The organism is Leifsonia poae, from assembly GCF_050632195.1.
Lineage (GTDB): Bacteria > Actinomycetota > Actinomycetes > Actinomycetales > Microbacteriaceae > Leifsonia > Leifsonia poae_C.
This window is the reverse complement of the sequence record NZ_CP192580.1, coordinates 2027889-2048747: the sequence shown is the minus strand read 5'-3', so window position 1 is coordinate 2048747 and position 20859 is coordinate 2027889. Positions and strand designations below refer to the sequence as shown.

The 20859-nt window shown below is 66.9% G+C and carries 12 protein-coding genes and 4 pseudogenes; 6 read left to right on the top strand and 10 right to left on the bottom strand.

Annotated elements, in window-relative coordinates; all coding sequences use genetic code 11:
* Positions 1 to 43 precede the first annotated feature (43 nt).
* Both glgX and ybaK read left to right on the top strand, forming a co-directional pair.
* Positions 44 to 2138, top strand: a pseudogene (glgX, locus tag ACQ86A_RS10380) (glycogen debranching protein GlgX).
* Positions 2080 to 2634, top strand: a complete 555-nt coding sequence (gene ybaK, locus ACQ86A_RS10375; RefSeq protein ID WP_431277009.1) for a Cys-tRNA(Pro) deacylase — start codon at positions 2080 to 2082, stop codon at positions 2632 to 2634. The pseudogene glgX and the gene ybaK overlap by 59 nt, the downstream one beginning before the upstream one ends.
* Positions 2635 to 2637: 3 nt before the next feature.
* Here the strand turns inward: ybaK and glgP are convergent.
* Positions 2638 to 5210, bottom strand: a pseudogene (gene glgP, locus ACQ86A_RS10370) (alpha-glucan family phosphorylase).
* 159 nt (positions 5211 to 5369) lie between these two features.
* On the opposite strand from glgP, the pseudogene ACQ86A_RS10365 reads away from it, so the two are divergent.
* Both ACQ86A_RS10365 and glgB read left to right on the top strand, forming a co-directional pair.
* Positions 5370 to 7342, top strand: a pseudogene (locus ACQ86A_RS10365) (maltotransferase domain-containing protein).
* Positions 7342 to 9552 (top strand): 1,4-alpha-glucan branching protein GlgB, encoded by a 2211-nt coding sequence (gene glgB, locus ACQ86A_RS10360; protein WP_431277008.1) that lies wholly within the window; start codon positions 7342 to 7344, stop codon positions 9550 to 9552. The pseudogene ACQ86A_RS10365 and the gene glgB overlap by 1 nt, the downstream one beginning before the upstream one ends.
* Here the strand turns inward: glgB and ACQ86A_RS10355 are convergent.
* From ACQ86A_RS10355 to ACQ86A_RS10335, 5 genes and pseudogenes are all read right to left on the bottom strand, one after another.
* Positions 9533 to 10072, bottom strand: coding sequence for an SDR family oxidoreductase (locus tag ACQ86A_RS10355; protein WP_431280512.1), 540 nt, complete (start codon positions 10070 to 10072; stop codon positions 9533 to 9535). The two genes, glgB and ACQ86A_RS10355, sit on opposite strands and share 20 nt — an antisense overlap.
* Before the next feature lie 31 nt (positions 10073 to 10103).
* Positions 10104 to 10322, bottom strand: a pseudogene (locus ACQ86A_RS10350) (NAD-dependent epimerase/dehydratase family protein); the annotation flags it as partial.
* Positions 10323 to 10381: 59 nt separating this feature from the next.
* Positions 10382 to 11371: a tetratricopeptide repeat protein gene (locus tag ACQ86A_RS10345; protein ID WP_431277007.1), complete on the bottom strand. Its 990-nt coding sequence runs from the start codon at positions 11369 to 11371 to the stop codon at positions 10382 to 10384.
* Entirely contained in the window at positions 11371 to 11784 is a 414-nt protein-coding gene (locus ACQ86A_RS10340) for a hypothetical protein (protein WP_431277006.1), read from the bottom strand. Before ACQ86A_RS10340 ends, ACQ86A_RS10345 begins: the two co-directional genes overlap by 1 nt.
* 980 nt (positions 11785 to 12764) lie before the next feature.
* Positions 12765 to 13265, bottom strand: a complete 501-nt coding sequence (locus ACQ86A_RS10335; protein WP_431277005.1) for a hypothetical protein — start codon at positions 13263 to 13265, stop codon at positions 12765 to 12767.
* A 192-nt stretch (positions 13266 to 13457) separates the two neighbouring features.
* On the opposite strand from ACQ86A_RS10335, the gene ACQ86A_RS10330 reads away from it, so the two are divergent.
* Both ACQ86A_RS10330 and ACQ86A_RS10325 read left to right on the top strand, forming a co-directional pair.
* The gene (locus tag ACQ86A_RS10330; RefSeq protein ID WP_431277004.1) at positions 13458 to 16097 is read left to right on the top strand and encodes a hypothetical protein; all 2640 of its coding nucleotides are present in this window, start codon (positions 13458 to 13460) and stop codon (positions 16095 to 16097) included.
* A gap of 18 nt (positions 16098 to 16115) precedes the next feature.
* Entirely contained in the window at positions 16116 to 17153 is a 1038-nt protein-coding gene (locus ACQ86A_RS10325; protein ID WP_431277003.1) for an AI-2E family transporter, read from the top strand.
* Positions 17154 to 17227: 74 nt separating this feature from the next.
* Here the strand turns inward: ACQ86A_RS10325 and ACQ86A_RS10320 are convergent, their stop codons facing one another.
* The 4 genes from ACQ86A_RS10320 to ACQ86A_RS10305 form a co-directional block, all read right to left on the bottom strand.
* Positions 17228 to 17941, bottom strand: coding sequence for an alpha/beta hydrolase (locus ACQ86A_RS10320; protein WP_431280422.1), 714 nt, complete (start codon positions 17939 to 17941; stop codon positions 17228 to 17230).
* A 38-nt stretch (positions 17942 to 17979) separates the two neighbouring features.
* Entirely contained in the window at positions 17980 to 18285 is a 306-nt protein-coding gene (locus ACQ86A_RS10315; RefSeq protein WP_431277002.1) for a hypothetical protein, read from the bottom strand.
* Between the two features lie 19 nt (positions 18286 to 18304).
* Positions 18305 to 20056: a cation:proton antiporter gene (locus tag ACQ86A_RS10310; RefSeq protein ID WP_431277001.1), complete on the bottom strand. Its 1752-nt coding sequence runs from the start codon at positions 20054 to 20056 to the stop codon at positions 18305 to 18307.
* A 101-nt stretch (positions 20057 to 20157) separates the two neighbouring features.
* Positions 20158 to 20844, bottom strand: coding sequence for a lytic transglycosylase domain-containing protein (locus ACQ86A_RS10305; protein ID WP_431277000.1), 687 nt, complete (start codon positions 20842 to 20844; stop codon positions 20158 to 20160).
* Positions 20845 to 20859: the final 15 nt, after the last annotated feature.

Below are 20859 nucleotides of genomic sequence, written 5' to 3'. Positions count from 1 at the left end.
CCTCACGACTGAAAGCGCTTGCGCATTCACTACTCTAGAACGCATGACTTCCGGAGATCCTTTACGCAGCCTGGGCGTTCGCATCACCCAGCACGGTGGAGAGCTCAGGGTCTTCTCGGCAAACGCCGACGGCATGGAGCTGTGCATCTTCGACAGCAAAGACCCGAACTGGCTGATCAAGACGGTTCCGATGGTCAAGGACGCGAACAACGTCTGGGTGGGTCGCTCTCGCACGCTGGCCGTGGGCACCCGCTACGCCATCCGCGTCTCGGGGCCCGCGAGTCCGACCAACATGTTCAACCCTGAGACCCTGCTGCTCGATCCGTATGCTCGCGGGCTCGTCCGCGTCGGCGCCAACGAGTGGCGCGGAACGGTGGTCGCCGACGGCTTCGACTGGGGCGAGGCACGCAGGCCGAACATCCCCTCGACCATTCCGTCATCTACGAGGCGCACGTCAAGGGCATCAGCAAGCTCAACCCCGACGTTCCCGAAGACCTGCGGGGAACATACGCCGGCCTCGCCCACGAGTCGACGATCGGGTATCTGAAGGATCTCGGTGTCACAGCGGTCGAGCTGCTTCCGGTGCACGCGTTCATCTCCGAGCAGCGCCTCATCCAACAGGGGCTCACCAACTACTGGGGATACAACACCCTCAACTTCTTCTCGCCGCACACTCCGTACGCATCCCGTTCTGCTCAAGCGGCGGGTCCGGATGCGGTGCTCGACGAGTTCAAGGGAATGGTCAAGCTGCTGCACCTCGCGGGCATCGAGGTGATTCTCGACGTGGTCTACAACCACACCGCCGAGGAGGGCATCGGCGGGCCGCGCACGAGCTTCCGCGGCATCGACAACGCCACCTACTACCGGCAGGACGAACACGGCGCGTACATCGACGTCACCGGATGCGGCAACACGCTCGACTTCTCGCACGACGTACCCGTGCGGCTGGTGCTCGACTCGCTGCGCTACTGGGCGAACGAAGTGCAGATCGACGGCTTCCGGTTCGATCTCGCTGCGACCCTGGGCCGGGATGCGAGCGTGCAGTACACGCCCGAGCATCCGTTGCTGCAGGCCATCCTCCACGACCCGCAGCTCGCCGACACGAAGATGATCGCGGAGCCTTGGGATGTGGGAATGGGCGGCTGGCAGACCGGCAACTTCCCCGACGGCTTCTCGGAGTGGAACGATCGCTACCGTGACCGCGTCCGCAACTTCTGGCTGGCGGACATCAAGGAGGCGCGCCAGCACGGCCAGGCGCCGATCGGCATCGGGGGGTTCGCCACGCGTCTCGCGGGCTCGTCGAACACGTTCTCGCCGGAGCGCGGCCCGCTCGCGTCGATCGACTTCGTGACGGCGCACGACGGATTCACGATGGCCGACCTCACCGCGTACGACGTCAAGCACAACCTCGGGAACGGCGAGGACAATCGCGACGGCACGGACAACAACCGCTCGTTCAACCACGGGGTCGAGGGCGCAACGGTGGACGAGGCGATCCTGCTGCAGCGCCACAAGGCCATCCGCAACCTGATGGGGACGCTCCTCCTCTCGGCAGGCGTGCCGATGATCACGGCGGGCGACGAATACGGCCGCAGTCAGCGGGGAAACAACAACGCGTACTGCCAAGACAGCGAGCTGACCTGGATGGGGTGGCTGCGCACTCGGGAGGAGCGAGAGCTCCTGGCCACCACCAAACGCCTACTGGAGCTGCGGCGACTCAATCCTGCGTTGCGTCCCAGTAAATACGCGGTACTCGGCGAGACGACGAAGAACGCCAGCCATATGGACTGGTACGACGCCACAGGCGAGCGCATGGACGACGAGGATTGGAACTCCCCGAGAACCGCACACTGCAGTATCTCGCCGCGAGCACTCCCGACCGCGAAGAATTCAACCGCGTCCTGCTCATCGTGCACGGGGTCGAGGACGACGTCGAGGTCTCGCTGCCTGCGGCACCCGGCGTCACGTCGTACAACCTCCTCTGGGACAGCTCCACCGAGCTGCCCATCGAGGAGGACACGACGTCGCTCGCGCCGGGCAGCAAGCGCCTCGTCGGCGGAACGTCGATGCAGCTGTTCCGTGCGAACGGCCCTCGAGTGGAGAGCGCTCCGGTCGCCGCCGCCTCCGACGCCGGGTAGCGCGGTGGCTAAGCAGAGGGCCGGGGCGGGAACTCCTGCGACTGTCGCGCTGACGGCCGCGGGCATCCCATTCGAGGTGCACGCGTACCACCACGATCCGGCCGCGACATCGTTCGGCCTCGAGGCAGCCGCCGCGCTCGGCGTCGCGCCCGATCGCGTGTTCAAGACGCTGCTCGCCGACACGGATACAGGAATCGTGGTGGGCGTCGTCCCGGTCACCGGAATGCTCGACCTCAAGGCGCTCGCCGCCGCGGTGGGAGCCAAGCGCGCGACAATGGCCGATCCAGCCGTCGCCGAACGTCGCACCGGGTATGTTGTCGGCGGCATCAGCCCGATCGGACAGAAGACCGCACACGCGACCATCATCGACGAGACCGCTCAGTTGTTCGACACCGTCTACGTCTCGGGCGGCAAGCGAGGACTCGACATCGAACTCACCCCCGCCGATCTCCTGTCGGCGACCGACGGCAGCTTCGCGCCGATCGCCAAAGAGTGACCGCTACGACGCGACCGCGATGAGCCCGAGTTCCACGGCTCCGAGCAGGAGATCGTTCTTGGGCACGACGCGAACGGTATACCCGAACGCGCCCGCCCAAGCGAGCTGCACCGTGCCGCGGTATTCACGCGCGACGGCCGGGTCGTCGGTGCCGGGGGCATCGCGGTCGACCTCGAGCGGCAGGTAACGCACGTCGGTGAGCTGATCGCCCTCGTGGCTGCGACCGTAGACGACCTGCACCTCGACCTCGTCGGGAGAGAGCCCGTTCAGGTGGATGAGGGCGCGAACGTGCAACTCGTCGCCGACCTGCGGCACCGCATCCACCCCGCCCGACTCGACGTGCGCGACGTTCACGCCCGGCCAGGCGGCACGCACGCGCTGCTTCCACGCGGCGAGACCCCGCGCAGCCGCGTAGCCGTCGGCCGTCAGGCGCCGTTCGTATCCGGTTGCGGGGATGTAGAGCCGCTCGACATACTCGCGCACCATGCGGCCCGCGCTGAGCTCGGGCGACAGGGTCGACAGCGTGTGCCGGATCTGCGCCACCCAGGCCTCGGGAACGCCGTCACCATCGCGGTCGTAGAAGCGCGGCGCGATCTGGTTCTCGATCAGGTCGTAGAGGGCCTCCGCCTCGAGCGCATCCCGCTCGGCGCCATCGCCGGCCGCATCGGCCGACGGGATCGCCCAACCGTTCTCGCCGTCGTAGAACTCGTTCCACCAGCCGTCGAGGATCGACAGGTTCAGCGCGCCGTTGAGCGCCGCCTTCATCCCCGAGGTACCGCAGGCTTCGAGCGGGCGCAGCGGATTGTTGAGCCAGATGTCGGTGCCCGGGTAGAGAAGCTGAGCCATCCCGATGTCGTAATCGGGCAGGAACACGAGGCGCGTGCGGATGTCGGGCTCGGAGGCGAACTGCACGAGCTTCTGGATGAGGCGCTTGCCCTCATCGTCGGCCGGATGCGATTTGCCCGCGATCACGATCTGAACGGGTCGCTGTGCGTTCAACAGGATGCCGCGCAGTCGTTCGGGATTGTGCAGCATCAGCGTGAGACGCTTGTATGTCGGCACGCGTCGAGCGAAGCCGATCGTGAGCACCGATGGGTCGAGGAGATCGTCCATCCACGACGGCGCGATGCCGCCCGGGTTCTGGCTCTCCCAGGCCGCCTTCAAGCGCCGGCGGGCGTCTTCGACGAGCTGTTCGCGCATCCGGGTGCGCAGAGACCAGAGATCCATGTCGCTGACCGCGCCACTGTTCGCCCAGTCGGCCGTGGTGGTGTCGTCGGTGCCGAGACGCTCCTCGGCCAGGGCCCGAAGCATCGGATCGGTCCAGGTCGGGGCATGGACGCCGTTGGTGACAGAGTCGATTGGCACCTCCTCCGCATCGAAGCCCGGGAAGACGCCGTTGAACATGTGGCGGCTGACCTCGCCGTGCAGCTTCGAGACGCCGTTGGCGTGCTGTCCGAGCCGGAGGCCCATGACCGCCATGTTGAAGACGTCGGCCGATCCTCCGTCATAATCCTCGGCGCCGAGCGCGAGCACATCCGGAATGGCAACTCCTGGCAGGAGGTCGGTCGAGAAGTACTGCTCCACCAACGGCCGATCGAACCGGTCGATGCCGGCGGGAACGGGCGTGTGCGTCGTGAAGACGGTTCCCGCACGCACCACCTGAAGGGCCTCATCGAAGCTGAGCCCCTCTCCGATCAGGTCGGAGATGCGCTCCAGTCCGAGGAACCCGGCGTGGCCTTCGTTGGTGTGGAACACCTCGGGGTCGGGCGTGCCGCTCAACTCGGTGTACGCCTTGATCGCACGCACGCCGCCGATTCCGAGCAGAAGTTCCTGGAGAAGACGGTGCTCTCCCCGCCGCCGTAGAGGCGGTCGGTCACCGATCGCAAGCGCTCTTCGTTCTCCGGGATGTCCGTGTCGAGCAGCAGCAGCGTGACCCGACCCACGGCGGCCTGCCACACCCGCGCGTGCAGCACGCCGTTCGGCAGGGCGAGGGTGATCTGCACCGCGGTGCCGTCCGGGTTGCGCAGGACCGAGAGCGGAAGCCCGTCGGGATCGAGAACGGGATAGCTCTCGAGCTGCCAGCCGTCGGGAGTGATCGCCTGCGAGAAGTAACCCGCGCGATAGAAGAGGCCCACACCGATCAGCGGCACCCCGAGGTCGCTCGCGGCCTTCAGGTGGTCGCCGGCGAGGATCCCGAGACCGCCCGAATACTGCGGGAGCGCGGCCGCGATGCCGAACTCGGGTGAGAAGTACCCGATCGACCGCGGTGCGGAGTCGTCGAGCGACTGATACCAGCGCGGCTCGGTGAGGTATGCGTGCAGATCCTCGCGGAGGTGGTTGGCCCAGTCGACGTATCCCGGATCGGCGGCCAGCTCGGCCAGCCTGGCCGGGTCGACCGCGCCGAGCAGCGCTATCGGATCGTGGCCGACCTTCTGCCACAATTCGGGCGCGATTCTGGCGAAAAGCTGCCTTGTGGGCTCATGCCAAGACCAGCGCAGGTTGCCTGCGAGCTCTTCCAGAGCCCCGAGGTTCTCGGGGAGTACGGCGCGGACGGTGAATCTACGAATGGCCTTCACGGGGTTCAGCCTAGGGGAGGCGAAAGGCTTGCATTCACTCAATCCCAGATCGACCAGTGGGGAGTGTACGGTCGGGGTGTGGCAAAGAGCGCAACGAGCATCCAAGCACCCGCCGAGCAGCCGGCAGAGCAGCCCGAGTACGCACCACTTCTCGGCCGCATCCCGATCCTCGAGCTGTCCCCACAAGTCGACGAGGGGCTCTGGCCCGCGACCGCGTTCAGCGGCGAAGTCGTCCCGTTCAGGGCGACGGCCTTCCGCGAAGGGCACGATCTGATCGGCGTCGACCTGCTGCTCCTCGACCCCGCGGGCGAGCAGACCGAATACAGGATGCGCCCCATCGACCCGGGCACGGACAGGTGGGAGGCGCAGGTCCAACTGGAGACCGAGGGCCTCTGGCGCTACCGCATCCAGGCATATGCCGACGAGTTCGCCACCTGGAAGCACAATGCCGAGGTCAAGGTGCCCGCGGGGCTCGACGTCGACCTCATGTTCACGATCGGTCACGACATCCTGGTTCGCGCTGCAGCCGACAAGCGACGCAGCACGGCCGAGCGGCGACACCTCGGCGAAGCCGTGAACGCCATCGCCGATCAGGCTCGGAGCGCCGACGAGCGTCTCGCGGCGGCGCTCGACGACCGGATCGTGCGCATCCTGGACGCCCGGCCGGTGGTGAGCCTGCCCACCCTCTCCCCCACTCGCAGCGTGATGGTCGAACGCACTCGCGCGGGTGTCGGCAGCTGGTACGAGTTCTTCCCGCGCTCCGAGGGAGCTAAGAAGCTGCCCGACGGCTCCTGGAAGTCGGGGACGTTCCGCACAGCCGCGAAGCGTCTCCCCGAGATCGCGGCCATGGGCTTCGACGTCGTCTACCTGCCGCCGATCCATCCGATCGGGCGCAGCTTCCGCAAGGGGCCGAACAACACGCTCGACGCCGGCCCGAACGACCCGGGATCGCCGTGGGCGATCGGCTCGAGCGAGGGCGGACACGACGCCATCCACCCCGACCTCGGCACCGAGAAGGACTTCGTCTACTTCATCGGCAAAGCCAAGCAATCCGGACTCGAGGTGGCTCTGGACCTCGCTCTGCAGGCCTCCCCGACCATCCCTGGGTCAAGCAGCATCCTGAGTGGTTCACGACGCTGCCCGACGGCACGATCGCCTACGCGGAGAATCCGCCGAAGAAGTACCAGGACATCTACCCGATCAACTTCGACAACGATGCGACCGGTTTGCGCGAAGAAGTGCTCCGGATCGTGCGGCACTGGATGGCGCTCGGCGTGCGGATCTTCCGCGTCGACAATCCGCATACCAAGCCGCTCGACTTCTGGGAGTGGCTCATCCACACCGTGAACGAGTCGGATCCCGACGTCGTCTTCCTGGCGGAGGCGTTCACCCGGCCCGCCATCCTGAAGACGCTCGCCAAGGCGGGGTTCCAGCAGTCGTACACCTACTTCACCTGGCGGAACACGAAAGACGAGCTCGAGGAGTTCCTCGACGGGCTCGCCCACGACACGGCCGACTTCCTGCGCCCGAACCTGTTCGTGAACACGCCGGACATCCTCACGGAGTACCTGCAGTTCGGCGGCCCGGCCGCTTTCAAGGTGCGCGCGGCCATCGCGGCGACAGCCGCGCCGAGCTGGGGCGTGTACTCCGGTTTCGAACTGTTCGAGAACGTCGCGAGGGCTGGAGCGGAGGAGAACATCGACAACGAGAAGTACGAGTACCGTCCGCGCGACTACGCCCGGGCGCAGACACTCGGTCGTTCGCTCGCGCCCTACCTCACGATGCTCAATCGGGCGCGCAGCGAGCACTCCGCGCTCCGCCAGCTGCGCAACCTCCACATCCACGGCAGCGACGACGACTCGATCCTGGTGTACTCCAAGTTCCTCGCCGGCGACTTCACCCGCAGTGGAAAACCGGATGCGATCATCGTCGTCGCCAACGTCGACCCGCACTCCGTGCGCGAAACGATCGTGCACCTGGATGTGAGCCGGTTCGGTATCCAGCCCGGCGCGGAGTTCGAAGTGAAGGACATCGTCACCGGCGCCCGCTGGACCTGGGGCGCCGACAACTACGTGAGGCTCGATGCGTTCACCGAGCCCGTGCACATCCTGAGCGTGAAGGTGGGTTCCTGATGGCTCCGATCCCCGAGGGCGCTGCCGCGATCTCTCTGCCCGCTCTCGACGACGGCCTGCTCTACGCCGTCTCCACCGGCAGCTACCACGACCCGCACGCTGTGCTCGGGCAGCACCGGGTGAGCGCACCCGGGGTTGCCGACCCGGTCACAGTCATCCGCACGCTGCGCCCGTTGGCGAGCGAGGTCTCGGCGGTGCTGGAGACCGGTGCGCACATCGAGCTCGCGCACATTGCGCACGGCATCTGGCAGGGCATCGACATCGTCGGCGCCCACAGCTACAAGATCGAGGCGCGGTACGCGGACGGCAGCACATGGACCGCGGACGACCCTTACCGCTTCGCCCCCAGTATCGGCGACCTCGATCTGCACCTGATCGGCGAGGGCCGGCACGAGCAGCTGTGGACCGCGCTCGGCGCGCACGTCCGCGAGATCGACGGAGTGCGCGGCACCGCCTTCACGGTGTGGGCCCCGCACGCACGCGCAGCGCGGGTGGTCGGCGACTTCAACGACTGGGACGGCACGCGGCACGCCATGCGCAATATGGGCCCGACCGGTGTTTGGGAACTCTTCATCCCCGAGCTGGGCGCAGGAACCATCTACAAGTTCGACATGCTCGGCCAGAACGGCGCCTGGGTGCGGAAGGCCGACCCGATGGCGCGAGCCGCAGAGATCCCGCCGGCAACAGCATCCGTCGTCACCGAGACCGGCTACGGGTGGAACGACGGCGGGTGGATGCGCGAACGCAGCAGCCGCGACCCCCACGCCGGCCCGATGAGCGTCTACGAACTACACCTCGGAAGCTGGCGGCCCGGGCTCGGCTACCGCGACGCCGCCGATCAGCTCATCGACTACGTCGGCGCCCTGGGATACACGCACGTAGAGTTCCTGCCGCTCGCCGAGCATCCGTTCGGCGGCTCGTGGGGATACCAGGTCACGGGGTACTACGCCCCGACCAGCCGGTTCGGCTCCCCCGACGATCTGCGCTACCTCATCGACCGCCTCCACCAGGCCGGCATCGGCGTCATCCTGGACTGGGTGCCCGGCCACTTCCCCAAGGACGAGTGGGCGCTCGCGCACTTCGACGGGCAGCCGCTCTACGAGCACGGCGATCCGCGCCGCGGCGAGCAGAAGGACTGGGGAACGCTGGTCTTCGACTTCGGCAACTCGCAGGTGCGCAACTTCCTCGTCGCGAATGCGCTCTACTGGCTCGAGGAGTTCCACATCGACGGGCTGCGGGTGGATGCGGTCGCCTCGATGCTGTACCTCGACTACTCGCGCGAAGACGGCGAGTGGCTGCCCAACATCCACGGCGGTCGCGAGAACCTCGAGGCGATCAGCTTTCTGCAAGAGGTCACCGCGACGTCGTACAAGCGCAACCCCGGCACCGTGATGATCGCCGAGGAGTCCACGAGCTGGGCCGGTGTCACCGCGCCCACCTCGAGCGGCGGCCTCGGTTTCGGCCTCAAATGGAACATGGGCTGGATGCACGACTCCCTGCAGTACATCCAGGAAGATCCGATGTATCGCAGCTACCACCACAGCGAGATCACGTTCTCGTTCGTCTACGCGTTCAGCGAGAACTTCATGCTCCCGATCAGCCACGACGAGGTCGTGCACGGCAAGGGCTCGCTGCTCAGCAAGATGCCCGGCGACCACTGGCAGCAGCTGGCGAATGTGCGGGCGTATCTGGCCTTCATGTGGTCGCATCCCGGCAAGCAGCTGCTCTTCATGGGTCAGGAGTTCGGTCAGCCGTCCGAGTGGAGCGAGGAGCGCGGGCTCGACTGGTGGATCCTCGACCAGCCGTCTCACCGCGGCCTCTGGGACCTCGTCGCCCAGCTCAACTCGCTCTATCGCGCGAATCCGGCGCTCTGGGCGCTCGACAACGATCCGGCCGGGTTCGAATGGCTCGACGGCTCGGACGCGGCGGGCAACGTCGTCGCGTTCCTCCGCTGGGACAGAGAAGGGAACCCCATCGCGGCCATCCTGAACTTCTCCGGCAACCCGCACTCGGAGTACCGGCTCGGACTCCCGTTCGCGGGCGAATGGGAAGAGGTGCTAAACACCGATGCCGAGGCGTTCGGCGGCTCGGGCGTCGGCAATCTCGGTGTGGTGACCGCCTACGACGAGCCCTGGGCGGCGCAGTCCGCCTCGGCGGTCCTGACGCTGCCGCCGCTCGGCGGCCTCTGGCTCAGGCCTCGATCGAAGTGAGCCACTCGGCGTAGTCGACGCCGTCGATGGCCTGTTCTGGAACGAGGTTCTCCCCTGCGCGCCAGGTGGAGCCGAGCGCGCCGGTGATGCGCGTGCCCACGATCGCTCCACGCGCTCCGGTGGCCGCCTTCCATTGCTCGGCGAGATCGCGCGAGGACTCCACCTTGGGACCGCCGACCGTACGGATCGAATCGGCCGCGCCCTGGCCCTCCGCTGCATCGATCAGGATGTTGGCCACATCGCTCACCGCGATCGGCTGAAAGCTGATCTTGGCCGGTGCGGGAACGAATCCTAGACGCGTGCCGCGCTGGAAGATCGAAGTGAGGAAGTCGTGGAACTGGGTCGTACGGACGATCCTGGTCTCGAGTGGCGAATCCTGATAACTGCGCTCCTGTGCCGCTTTCGCCCGGTAGTACGAGTACGCCGAGCGGTCCACGTTGACGATCGAGAGCAGTACGGCATGATTCACACCGAACCGAGCCGCGGTGTGCAGCAGATTCTGCGAGCCGGATGCGAACACGATGACTTGCTCCGCGGCCAGAGGCGTTCGACACGTCGACGAGCACATCCACGCCCTCGAGAACCTCTTCGAGTCCGTCGCCCGTCACGATGTCCGCGGTGCGGTAGTCGGCGCCCGGCACGAAGGCTGCGGCATCGTCATCCGGAACACGGCGGCTCGCTACGACGACGTCGTGTCCGCGCTGCACCGCTTCGGCCGTGACGGCGCGGCCGGCCAGGCCGGTGCCGCCGACGACGAGGACACGCGGCATTCAAGCCTCCTGGCGGGTCTGGTGGAGTGCGGGTGCCGCCGACGAGCTGTGAGACCGGCTCAGTACAACAGCGACGTCAGCCTAGCCCTGGCCTTCGTGACTCGCGGGTCATCCACACCGACAATCTCGAAATAGTCGAGGAGGCGCGAGCGCACCCAGTCCTTGCCGTCGGCGTCGAGCCGGGGGAACAGCGTCAGCAACCGGTCGATGGCGTCTTCGACGTGACCGCCGGAGATATCGAGGTCCGCGACGAGCAATTGAGCATCGACGTCGGTCGGCGCCTCTGCAGCTCCGGTACGGATCGCGTCCATCGAGATGCCGGCAAGACGATCGAGCAAGCTCACCTGTGCGAGGCCGGCCACGGCCATCGCGTCGCGCGGATCTTGCGCGATCGCTGTCTTGTACTCCGCGATGGCGGTCTTGTAGTCGCCTCGCTCGATGGCCTCGTACGCCTCCGCGTGGTGCGGCGGGAGCGGCTCGGGCGTCGGCTCGACGGTCTCGTCGCTCGGCTCCACAGCATTCGAATCGGTGGGCACGGATGCGCGACCCGTCACCCCGTTCTGAGCGGCAAGCTGCAGCAGCTGCTCGAAGACCTCCCGCACCTGCTGCTCGGGGATCACTCCGTCGAAGAGCTGGACGGGACGCCCGGCGATCACCGCGGCGACCGCGGGTACCGACTGCGCCTGGAAGGCCTGCGCCAGCTGCGGGTTCGCCCCCGCATCGACCCGCACGAGCACCAGACGGCCCGCGTAATCCTGGACGACGCGGTCGAGGATCGAGGAGAGCTGCTTCGACGGCTCGCTCCACTCCGCGCCCAGGTCGACGACCACCGGCACGGTGGCCGACAGGTCGAGGAAGTCGTTGAAGTTGGCGTCGGTGCCCTCGAAGTAGAGGCTCGGAAGCTCGACCACACCGACGTCGGCGCCGTCCGCCGAACCGGCGGGTCCGCCTGCTGCCGTACCCTGCGCCGGCATCATCGCCCGATTCACGAGGGAACTGAGGTCGACAGCGCCACGCAGGCTCGTGGGGTTGGGCGGGAGATCGCTCATTACACTTCCTTTGCGCCGATGATTCCTTGGGCGAACCCCAGGAGTCTGATCTTCTGGTCGGAACCGGCCGGCGGTACGAAGAACGCCAGCTGGTACCCGTAGGTGATCTGGATGCCGGTCTTGCTGGCATTCGCACCGAGCAGCGCCTCCGCCGCGCCGCCGCCCTTCAGGGTGATCTCGGCGCCGGCTTCGACGACCTTGGTGGTCTCGAACTCGTTGAGGTTCGTCCAGACGATGGCGCCCGAATCGTTGGTCGCCATGGCGATCGTACGGTCTTTCGGTACCTCGTTGGTGTACGCGAGCGACGCCGTGGCCGAGAGGCCGGCCTTGGTCTTCGCCTTGTAGTCCGCGCCGACCGCCGTGCGCAGAGTGTCGCCCTTCGCCTCGAACTGCGACGCGAACTTGGCTGGCATCCCCGTTCATCAGCACGTCGCCGTAAGCGGCGGCGACATCTTTCGGGGCCATCTCGATGAGTTTGGAGTCCGGTGGAACCACAGCGGCACCGATGCTCGCCGGAGCCAGGCCCGGCACCTTGACGTCGGGTTCGAGAGACACCGCGTACTGGACCATGTAGTTGTCGCGAGGGCTGTCCTGGACGAGCGCAACCGCCGTCGGTGCCTGAGCCTTGTCTGTCGGCTCGAGCACCGTCGTCACGACGCGCGGCCAGGAATCGGTCGCCTGAGGAAGAGTGATCTCGAACGGCCCCGAGGTGATGGGCGGCAACACGGGCTCGTCCGCCTTGTGCGATCGGATCGTGTAGTTGGCCTGGCGGAGTTCGAGAGCTGGGCCCGTGAGCCGGGTGGCGGCCAACACGGCGTCTGCTTTGGCGTCCGCCTGGCTCGTGACGGCGGAGATGCGCTTCATGATCCGCTCGAGCTGAGGAACGGTCACCGCGGGCGGCATCACGTCTTTCGACTTGGAGAGGTCTGTCGCGATGGGCGAGGCTGTCGGTACCGCCGACTGCTTCGGCGCGGCGAACAGGTCGGACGAGCATCCGGTGAGCACCATGGCACCGATGAGCACGGGAACGGCGACCATCGCGCGCCGGGTCGAGCGACGACCCTTCGGTGTGGCCTCGACGGCCTTCGAGGGCTTGTACTTGGGAGCTTTCGGGAGTTTCGGCATCTTGGGTCCGCCCTTCCGGCGGGGGCCGCGCGATTTGCGCAGCGTGTAGAGGCCCCAAAGGTAGAGGCCGAGCCCGACGAGCAGCAGGGCGAGACCGCCGATGATGAGCGGGGCCGACCAAGGGGTGCTCGTATCGAGGGGCCAGACGAGTCGGATCACATTCGGAGCGGGCTTGGTGCCATCGGCCGCGACGATCACGCTGATGCTGTCGGGCACGTTCATCCGGGTGAGCTTGGCGTCGTCGCCGTCGAACTCTTCGAGCCAGAGGTCAGACCCCGTGGGATTCGGTCCCGCCTCGGCGGGATCGGTGCCGGTCGATGGCTTGCTGGTCGATGGATCGGTGGTCGACGGCGCAGTGGTCGCTGGAGCCGAGGCGCTCGACGCCGGCGTTGAGGTCGAGCCGTTGTCCGGCTCGTCCGACCCATCCGACCCGTCGGCAGCCTTCACCGTCGTGGTCTTGAGCGTGCCCTTCGCCGTGTCGTACGACATGCGCGAGTACGTCTGGTCCGCCGAGCCATGCCTTCACATCGGCAGTCCTGCCGTACGCGACGACCTGCGTCTTGGACGTCGATCCCGACACTGCGAGCGTCTGCTGACCCGGATGCGCGTTCAGCACGGCGCCATCGATCACGATGTAGCGGGGGTCGCCTTTCACGGTCGCCGACATGGCCACCTGCGACAGGGGTGCGAACACCGTCCGCTGGGCGATTCCCACAGCGATCATGACGGCCGCCACGACGAACGCGACGATAGCGAGTACGAAACGCAAACAAGCTCCTTCTGTGTTGCCCCCGGATGACGGGCGGGCACAGTCAATAGACGATACCGGCTCAGTCTGGGAGCCTCCTAACGATCGGCTGCACGGATGCACCGGGGCCCCGTGCGTCTGCCGGTCACGAAATGTAAGATCGACGGGTGCCGTAGCCCTGCTGCGCGCCTTCGGACTTCAGGAGAGACAACAGTGGCCACCGACGAATCGAACTTCACCCAGGTCTTCCGCGGGTACGACAAGGATGAGGTCGACAAAGCCATCCAGGAGCTCCGTCGCGAGCTCATCAAGTCGAACACCCAGTCGGCGGACTCCGTCAAGGAGAACAAGAGGCTCCAGGCGCGAGTCGACGAGCTCAACGCTGAGATCGAAGAGGTCGGCAGCCCTACGTTCTCCGGTCTCGGCACCAAGCTCGAGAACACCCTGCGGGTGGCGGAGGAGCAGTCCACCCGCCTGATCGCCCAGGCCGACATCGATGCCGAGAAGCTGCGCAGCGGCATCTCCGCCGAGGTCGAGAAGATCAAGTCGACGGCGGCTGCGCAGGCGGAGCGAATCCTCGCCGACGCCCGCGCCCGTGCCACGACGGCTCTCGAGGACGCTCAGATCGAGTCCGCCGAGATCCTCGCGAAGGCGAATGCCGACAAAGAGACCCTCGTGACCGACGCTCTCCGCGAGGCGGCAGCCATCCGTGGCGCCGTGGCCACCGAGGCCGCGGAGCTCCGGGCGACCAGCAAGCGTGAATCGTCGGCAGTGCGGGCCGAGGCCGATCGCGAGGCGGCCGAGCTCAAGGTCGTCGCCAGCCGCGAGGCGGAAGCTGCCCGGGCTGAGGCCGCACAGCTCGGACACGAGATCGAGACCCGTCGCGCCGAGCTCACCGCTGAGTTCGCAGCCGACCGCGCCGCGTTCGAGCGCGATTCGGAGCAGACCAGACTCGATCTCGCCCGCCAGGTCGCGGAGACCAAGAACGCGCTGGAGGCCGAGCAGAACGAGACACGCAACGCCCTCGCCGCCGAGGCCGCGCAGGCGCGTGCCGATCTTGCCGACGAGGTCGAGCGTCAGCGTGCGTCGCTCGCCGCCGAGGCCGCACAGACTCGGGCAGACCTCGAGAACGAGTCGACGTCGACCCGCCTCGCCCTGCAGACCGAAGTGGAGCAGACCAAGAAGGCGCTTGCACTCGAGGTCGAGCAGAGCCGTCGAGAACTCGACGCCGACGTGGAGCAGACCAGGTCCGCCCTTGCCGACGAGGTCACCCGCACCAGGAGCGAACTCGCCGACGAGGTCGAGCGCACGAAGAGCGCACTCGCCGACGAGGTCACCCGCACCACGAGCGAACTCGCTGCGAACGTCGAACGCACGGAGAGCGAACTCGCCGACAAGGTCCTCCGCGAGACGACTGCTCTCGAAGCCGAAGTGACGCAGACGACGGCCCAGCTCGCATCCGACCGCGCTACGACCGCGGCCTCGCTGGCCGCCGACCGCGAGCAGACGGCGAAAAGTCTTGCCGCCCAGGTCGAGCAGACACGCGCCGATCTCGCCGCCGAGGCCGACAAGCAGCGACGCGAGCTCGAGGCCGAGGTCGCGCAGCAGCACCGCGAGCTCGAAGCCGACGCCGAGAAGCAGAGGAGCGAGCTGCAGGATGAGGCGGCACAGCTCCGCGCCGAACTCGCCTCCGAGGTCGATCGCACCCGCAGCTCGCTCGCCGAGGATGTGGCCAGAGAGCGGTCGACGGTCGCCACCGAGGTCGCGAACGCCAAGTCCGAGCTCGAGGCCGAGGTGACGTCCACCCGGGCAGGACTCGCCGCCGAGGTCGAGCAGACCAAATCGGCCCTTGCCGCCGAAGTGATACAGACCAAGACAGCGCTGACCGCCGAGGTCGAGCAGACCAAGTCAGCGCTCGCGGCCGAGGTCGAGCAGACCAAATCCGCCCTCGCCGCCGAGGTCGAGCAAACCAAATCCGCGCTCGCGGCCGAGGTCGAGCAGACGAAGTCCTCGCTCGCCGAAGAGACGGAACGCATCCAGGGCACCCTCGCGGAGGACGTCCGCCGCACTGCTGTCGACCTCGCCGATCAGCGCGAGTCCACGGCGAACGCACTCGCGAACGATCGCGAACAGCAGCGCGTGACCCTCGAAGCCGAGGCGGAAGAAATCCGCGTCACGCTCGCCAACGAGACCCAGCAGGCGCGCGTCAAGTTCGAACGCGACACCGCCGAAGCTCGCGCCGCGCTCGCCCGCGATATCGCCGAGGCACGCACCGCGCTCGAGACCGAGCTAGCGGAGCTGCGCAGCAAGTTCGATCAGGAGAGCGTTCAGGCACGTTCGGCTCTGGATACCGAGCTCACGGCCATCCGGCGCCAGACCCTCGAAGAGGTCGAGGCCAAGACCCGCGAGATCGAGCAGGCCCGTATCGACCTCGACGTCGAACTGAAGGCTCGCCGCGACGAGGCCGAGAAGGACTACCTCAGCCGCCACCAGGAGGCCGTCGCCCAGACCCAGAAGTACCTCGACGAGGCCAACCAACAGCTCGCCGAGGCGATCAAGCGCACGACTCAAGCGCGAACCGAGTCGGACACGTTCGAGGCAGAGGCCCGGGTCACGGTCAAGAACGCGCGCAAGGAGGCCGAGGCCACGGCGGCCGACATCGTCTCCTCCGCCGAGGACCGCGCAGCGGCGCTCATCGAGGAGGCCGAGGAACGCACGCAACGCCTGGTCGCCGACGCAGAGGAGCGACTGGCGCAGATTAGGATTGAGCGCGAAGCTGTCGCTGGATATTTCGAAAACCTTCGGGGCGTTCTGCAGCAGGCGGAGCGGGTCTCCGCCGACAGCAACGGATAAACCGCTCGAGGGGGCCCCATGAAGATCCTGAACCCGTTCCGCGTCGGCCTCATCGGAACACTCGGTGTCGGGCTCGGGGTCTTGATCCTCATGTCGGTCGTCAATCTGGCGACGATCATCACGTACATCGGTGCAGCGCTCTTCATCGCGCTCGGCATCGAGCCGATGATCTCGTTCCTCGAACGGCACAAGTTCCCCCGCTGGGCGGCCCTCCTGCTCACCCTCGTCGTCATCCTCGGCGCCCTCGCCGGCCTCATCTGGGCGATCGTCCCGGTAGCCGTCGACCAGCTGACGCAGCTGATCACGGGCATCGTCAACTGGGTCAACAACGGCGGTGCCGAGCAGTGGTTCACCGATCTGCAGCACCAGATCCCCGGGATCATCAACGATTCGAACATCAACGCCGCGACCGACTGGCTGCAGAAGAACCTGCCGAACATCACGGGCACGATCGTGCAGACCGGTGTCGGCATCGTCAGCGGCGTGTTCGGCGGAATCATCGTCATCATCCTGACCATCTATTTCACGGCTTCCCTGCCGAGCCTGAAGCGCGCGACCTATCAGCTTGTTCCGGCGTCGAAGCGAGCGCGGTTCTCCGACCTGGGCGACCAGATCACCGACTCGGTCGGCAAGTACGTCATGGGTCAGTTCGCGCTCGCACTGGTGAACGGCGTGCTCAGCCTGATCTTCCTGAGCATCATCGGCGCGCGGTTCCCGATCCTGCTCGCGTCCGTCGCCTTCTTCTTCTCGCTGATCCCTCTGGTGGGCACGATCACGGGTTCCGTCATCATCGTGGCCGTCTGCCTGTTGTCCGGGCCTCCTACGGCGATCGCGGCGGCGATCTACTACATCATCTACATGCAGGTCGAGGCCTACGTACTCAGTCCACGAATCATGAATCGCGCGGTCTCCGTGCCGGGCGCACTCGTCGTCGTGGCAGCGCTGGCCGGCGGAACACTGCTCGGCATCCTCGGGGCGCTCATCGCCATCCCGTTCGCCGCGTCCATCCTGCTGGTGATCAAACAGGTGGTCATCCCGCGCCAGAACGAGCTCTAGCGCGCTTCAGTGCCCGGACCGGGTGGTTCGGCGGTCAGAGCCGGTCGGGGCCGTAGAGGCCCGTTCAGAAGCCGTCAGGCGGCCGGCCAAGTCGTCGGCAGAGGTAAAGCCGACGGATTGACGCGGGAGACGATCTCGTCCAGCACACGGCGCGTCTGGCTCTCCCCCACCCACAGGTGCTTTCCGCCGGCGACCTCGACCAGTTCGATCTGCGGGAGCGGCGCGAAGGCCTCGGCCGCAGCATCCGGTTTCAGATAGTCATCGTGCTCCGGGATGAGCGCGACGATAGGGCGCTCGTCCCCCGCCCACGCCGCGAGATGCTCCGGCGTCGCCCGGTGCAGCGGAGGTGACAGGAGGATCACACCGTCGACCGGGAACTGACGGCCGTACATGAGCGCGAGCTCGGTGCCGAACGACCAACCGACCAGCCACGGGTGCGGCAAGCCGCGCTCCGCGACGAACGCCATCGCGGCCTCCACATCCAACCGCTCGTCGACCCCTTGGGAGAACTGTCCATCGCTCGTGCCACGCGGCGACTTCGTTCCGCGCGTGTTGAAGCGAAGCACGGCGATGTCGGCCAGCGCGGGCAGACGCCCGGCGGCCTTCCGCAGGATGTGCGAATCCATGAACCCACCGCCCGTCGGAAGCGGGTGGAGGGTGACCAGCGTCGCTACAGGCGGCCGGTCGAGCGGGCTGGCGAGCTCACCGACGAGGGTGAGACCGTCGCTCGTGTGCAGCTCGATGTCCTCCCGGCGCGCCGGCAGCTCGACGCCGCCACGGATCTCGATGGGCTCTATCGCCTCGGTCGTCACGTCTGTCCTTCTCCTCAGCTGATCTTCCAGCAATGGCCGTGCCAGTGCCGTCTGGCCGCGACGTCGGCGGCATCGCCCATCACGCCGTCGGCGCGCCAGGCGACGAGGTGTGCCACGCCCGCGGTGATCTCCTGGCCGCATCCCGGACACAGGTAGCTCTTCTGCGCTTGGGCAGCGGAGACGGGCTGCACATTCCACAGAACGCCGCGACGCACCTCGGTGCGTCGCCAGCCGGTCATGAGGCGGCTCAGGTCCTGCGCCTCCTCGTCGTCGCGAGCGTCGCGGCCGTGGCGACCCTTCGGACGATTGCTGCGCGGCATGATCCAAGTCTAGATCGGGCTAGACGTCGCCCTCGCGCTGCGCCATCCGCGACTCGTCGAAGTCGAGCATCGATTGGGCCTTGGTCAGGATGCGCGACGCGTAGTTGCCCCGGCTGCGCGCCTCGAGCAGAGCCTCGCGCTCGGCGTCGAGTACGAGAGACCGCAGTGCCCGGTACTGCAGGTGAGGACCGACCGTCTCCTCGTCGGACTCGTCGAATTCCGCACGCTCCCATTCGGCCTCCACACGCAGAAGGGTGTCTTTGCGCACGCGCTCCACGACGACCTCGTCCACCTCCTGCCCTGCTGCGAGCGGGATATCGGGTCGCTCGAGCGCGGCGAGGCCCGCCTCGCTGAGCTCTTCGAGCAGGGTGGCCAGCTCACGACGATCGGCCACAGCGTCCGAGCCCGACACCTTCAGCCAGCGGATGAGCAACGGAAGCGTTCCGCCTTGGCCGAGCAGCGTGATCACGGCTACGACGAACGCGATGAAGATCAGTTGGTACGAGTACGGCGTCTCGCGCGGGATCGTCTGCGCGGCTGCGAGGGTGACGACTCCGCGCATCCCCGCCCAGGTGAGGACGGCGCCGCCCCGCCAGCCGATGGACGACTCCTGCATGTCGGTGATGTCTGCAGAGCGGCGCTCCAGATAGCGGGTCACCCGGCTGAAGCGACGCTGACCCCGTTCATCTTCCGGCTGACCCCTGTCCTTCAGACGATCGATCCCGTCGTCGAAACGATCCCTCATCTCGCCTGCTCTGCGCTGCACAGACCGAAGTCGCAGCACGATCGGCACGATGAACAGGCCTCTGATGATGAGCAGGAGCACGCACACGAGCAGCCCGAGCAGGATGCACCCCCACACGTCGTACCCCGCGGGATGCGTCTCCACGCCCGCGATGATCGACTTCAGCTGGATGCCCATCAGGAGGAACACGCCGTTCTCGAGCACGAACTGGACGGTGCGCCAGTTGAGGCGTTCAGCGATCCTGGCCTGTGCGCTGAACTTCCGCGCCGCGTTGTGGCCGGTGTAGAGACCCGCCACAACGACCGCGAGCACTCCGGATGCCTCCAGGCTCTCCGCGGGGATGTACGCGATGAAGGGCACGGCGAACGACATGGCCGTCTCGAGAACGGGATCGTTGAGGCGCGAGCGCACGAACACCGTCACAATGCCGACGGCCAGTCCGACCGCGATCGCGATCACCACCGAGAGCGCGAAGTGGCCGACGACCTCCCCGAAATTCACGGCCGCTGCCGTCGCAGCCGCCGCCGCCAGTGAGGACTTGAGCAGCACAAGCGCAGACGCGTCATTCACGAGGCTCTCGCCTTCGAGAACAGTCACGATGCGGCTGGGGAGGCCGAGTCGTTTCGCGACCGCGGTGGCGGCCACAGCATCCGTCGGACTGACGACAGCGCCCAGAGCGATGCCTGCGGCGAGATTGAGATCGGGGAAGACCATGTACAGCACGAAGCCGATGATGAGCGCCGTCACGATCACGAGCACGACCGAGAGGATGGAGATCGTCCCCAGATTCCGACGGAAGTCCATCAGGGGAACCTGGATCGCCGCCGAATACAACAAGGGCGGCAGTACTGCCATGAGGATCACCCAGGATGGCACCACGAAATCGGAGGGCACGAACGGCAGATACGAGATGGCGACGCCGACGACAAGGAGCACCAGCGGAGCGGCGATCCCCAGCTGTTTCGAGAACGCCGAAACGACCACGAGCACGACGATCCCGATGACACCGATCAGCGCGAATTCCATTGTCAAACGCTATCGTGACGACGCGGGGCGTCAGGATGCCCGGGCCGGGCGATCAGGCGATCGGCGCGGCAGCCAGGTCAGGTCAGGTGCCGCTCAGGCGATCAGTACCAGCCGGTGCTCTGCGAGTGCGCCCATGCGCCACAGGGCGTCTGGTAGCGGCCCTGGATATAGCCGAGACCCCAAGCGACCTGCGTCGCCGCGCTCGTCTGCCAGTCGGGACCAGCGGACGCCATCTTGCTGCCCGGGAGCGCCTGCGGGATTCCGTACGCTCCGCTGCTCTTGTTCTGCGCGTAGACGTTCCAGTGCGATTCCTTGTTCCAGAGCGACACCAGGCAATTGAACTGGTCATCGCCCCAGCCGCGTGCCTTGACGGCCGCGTATCCGGCGGCTTGCGCGGATCCGGGGTCGGGGACTCCAGCGGGGGGCGCCGTGCCGGTGCTCTTCTTCTTAGCCGGAGCAGCGGGCGCCGGTGCGACGACGACGGGCTTGGGCTTCTCCTTGACGCTCACAGCCTCACGCGTGATGTCCATCGTGTACGAGCCCGGTGCGGTCAGCGACTGCACAGGGGCATCCCCGAAACGGGACGTCGGCTGGACGGTGTCCGCGTATGCCGGGGTCGACGCCGAGCCCGAATACGGGTCGACGACACTCACCAGAGTGAAACCGACGGCGGCCGTGAACGCGAATCCCAGCAGTACAGCCCGGGAGCGCACATGGGGTCGCCTGACAGCCACGCCGACCGGGTTGGCCGGAGACAGCGGAACAATCTCTGCTTCTCGTCTACCCACGATCACAGAACCATA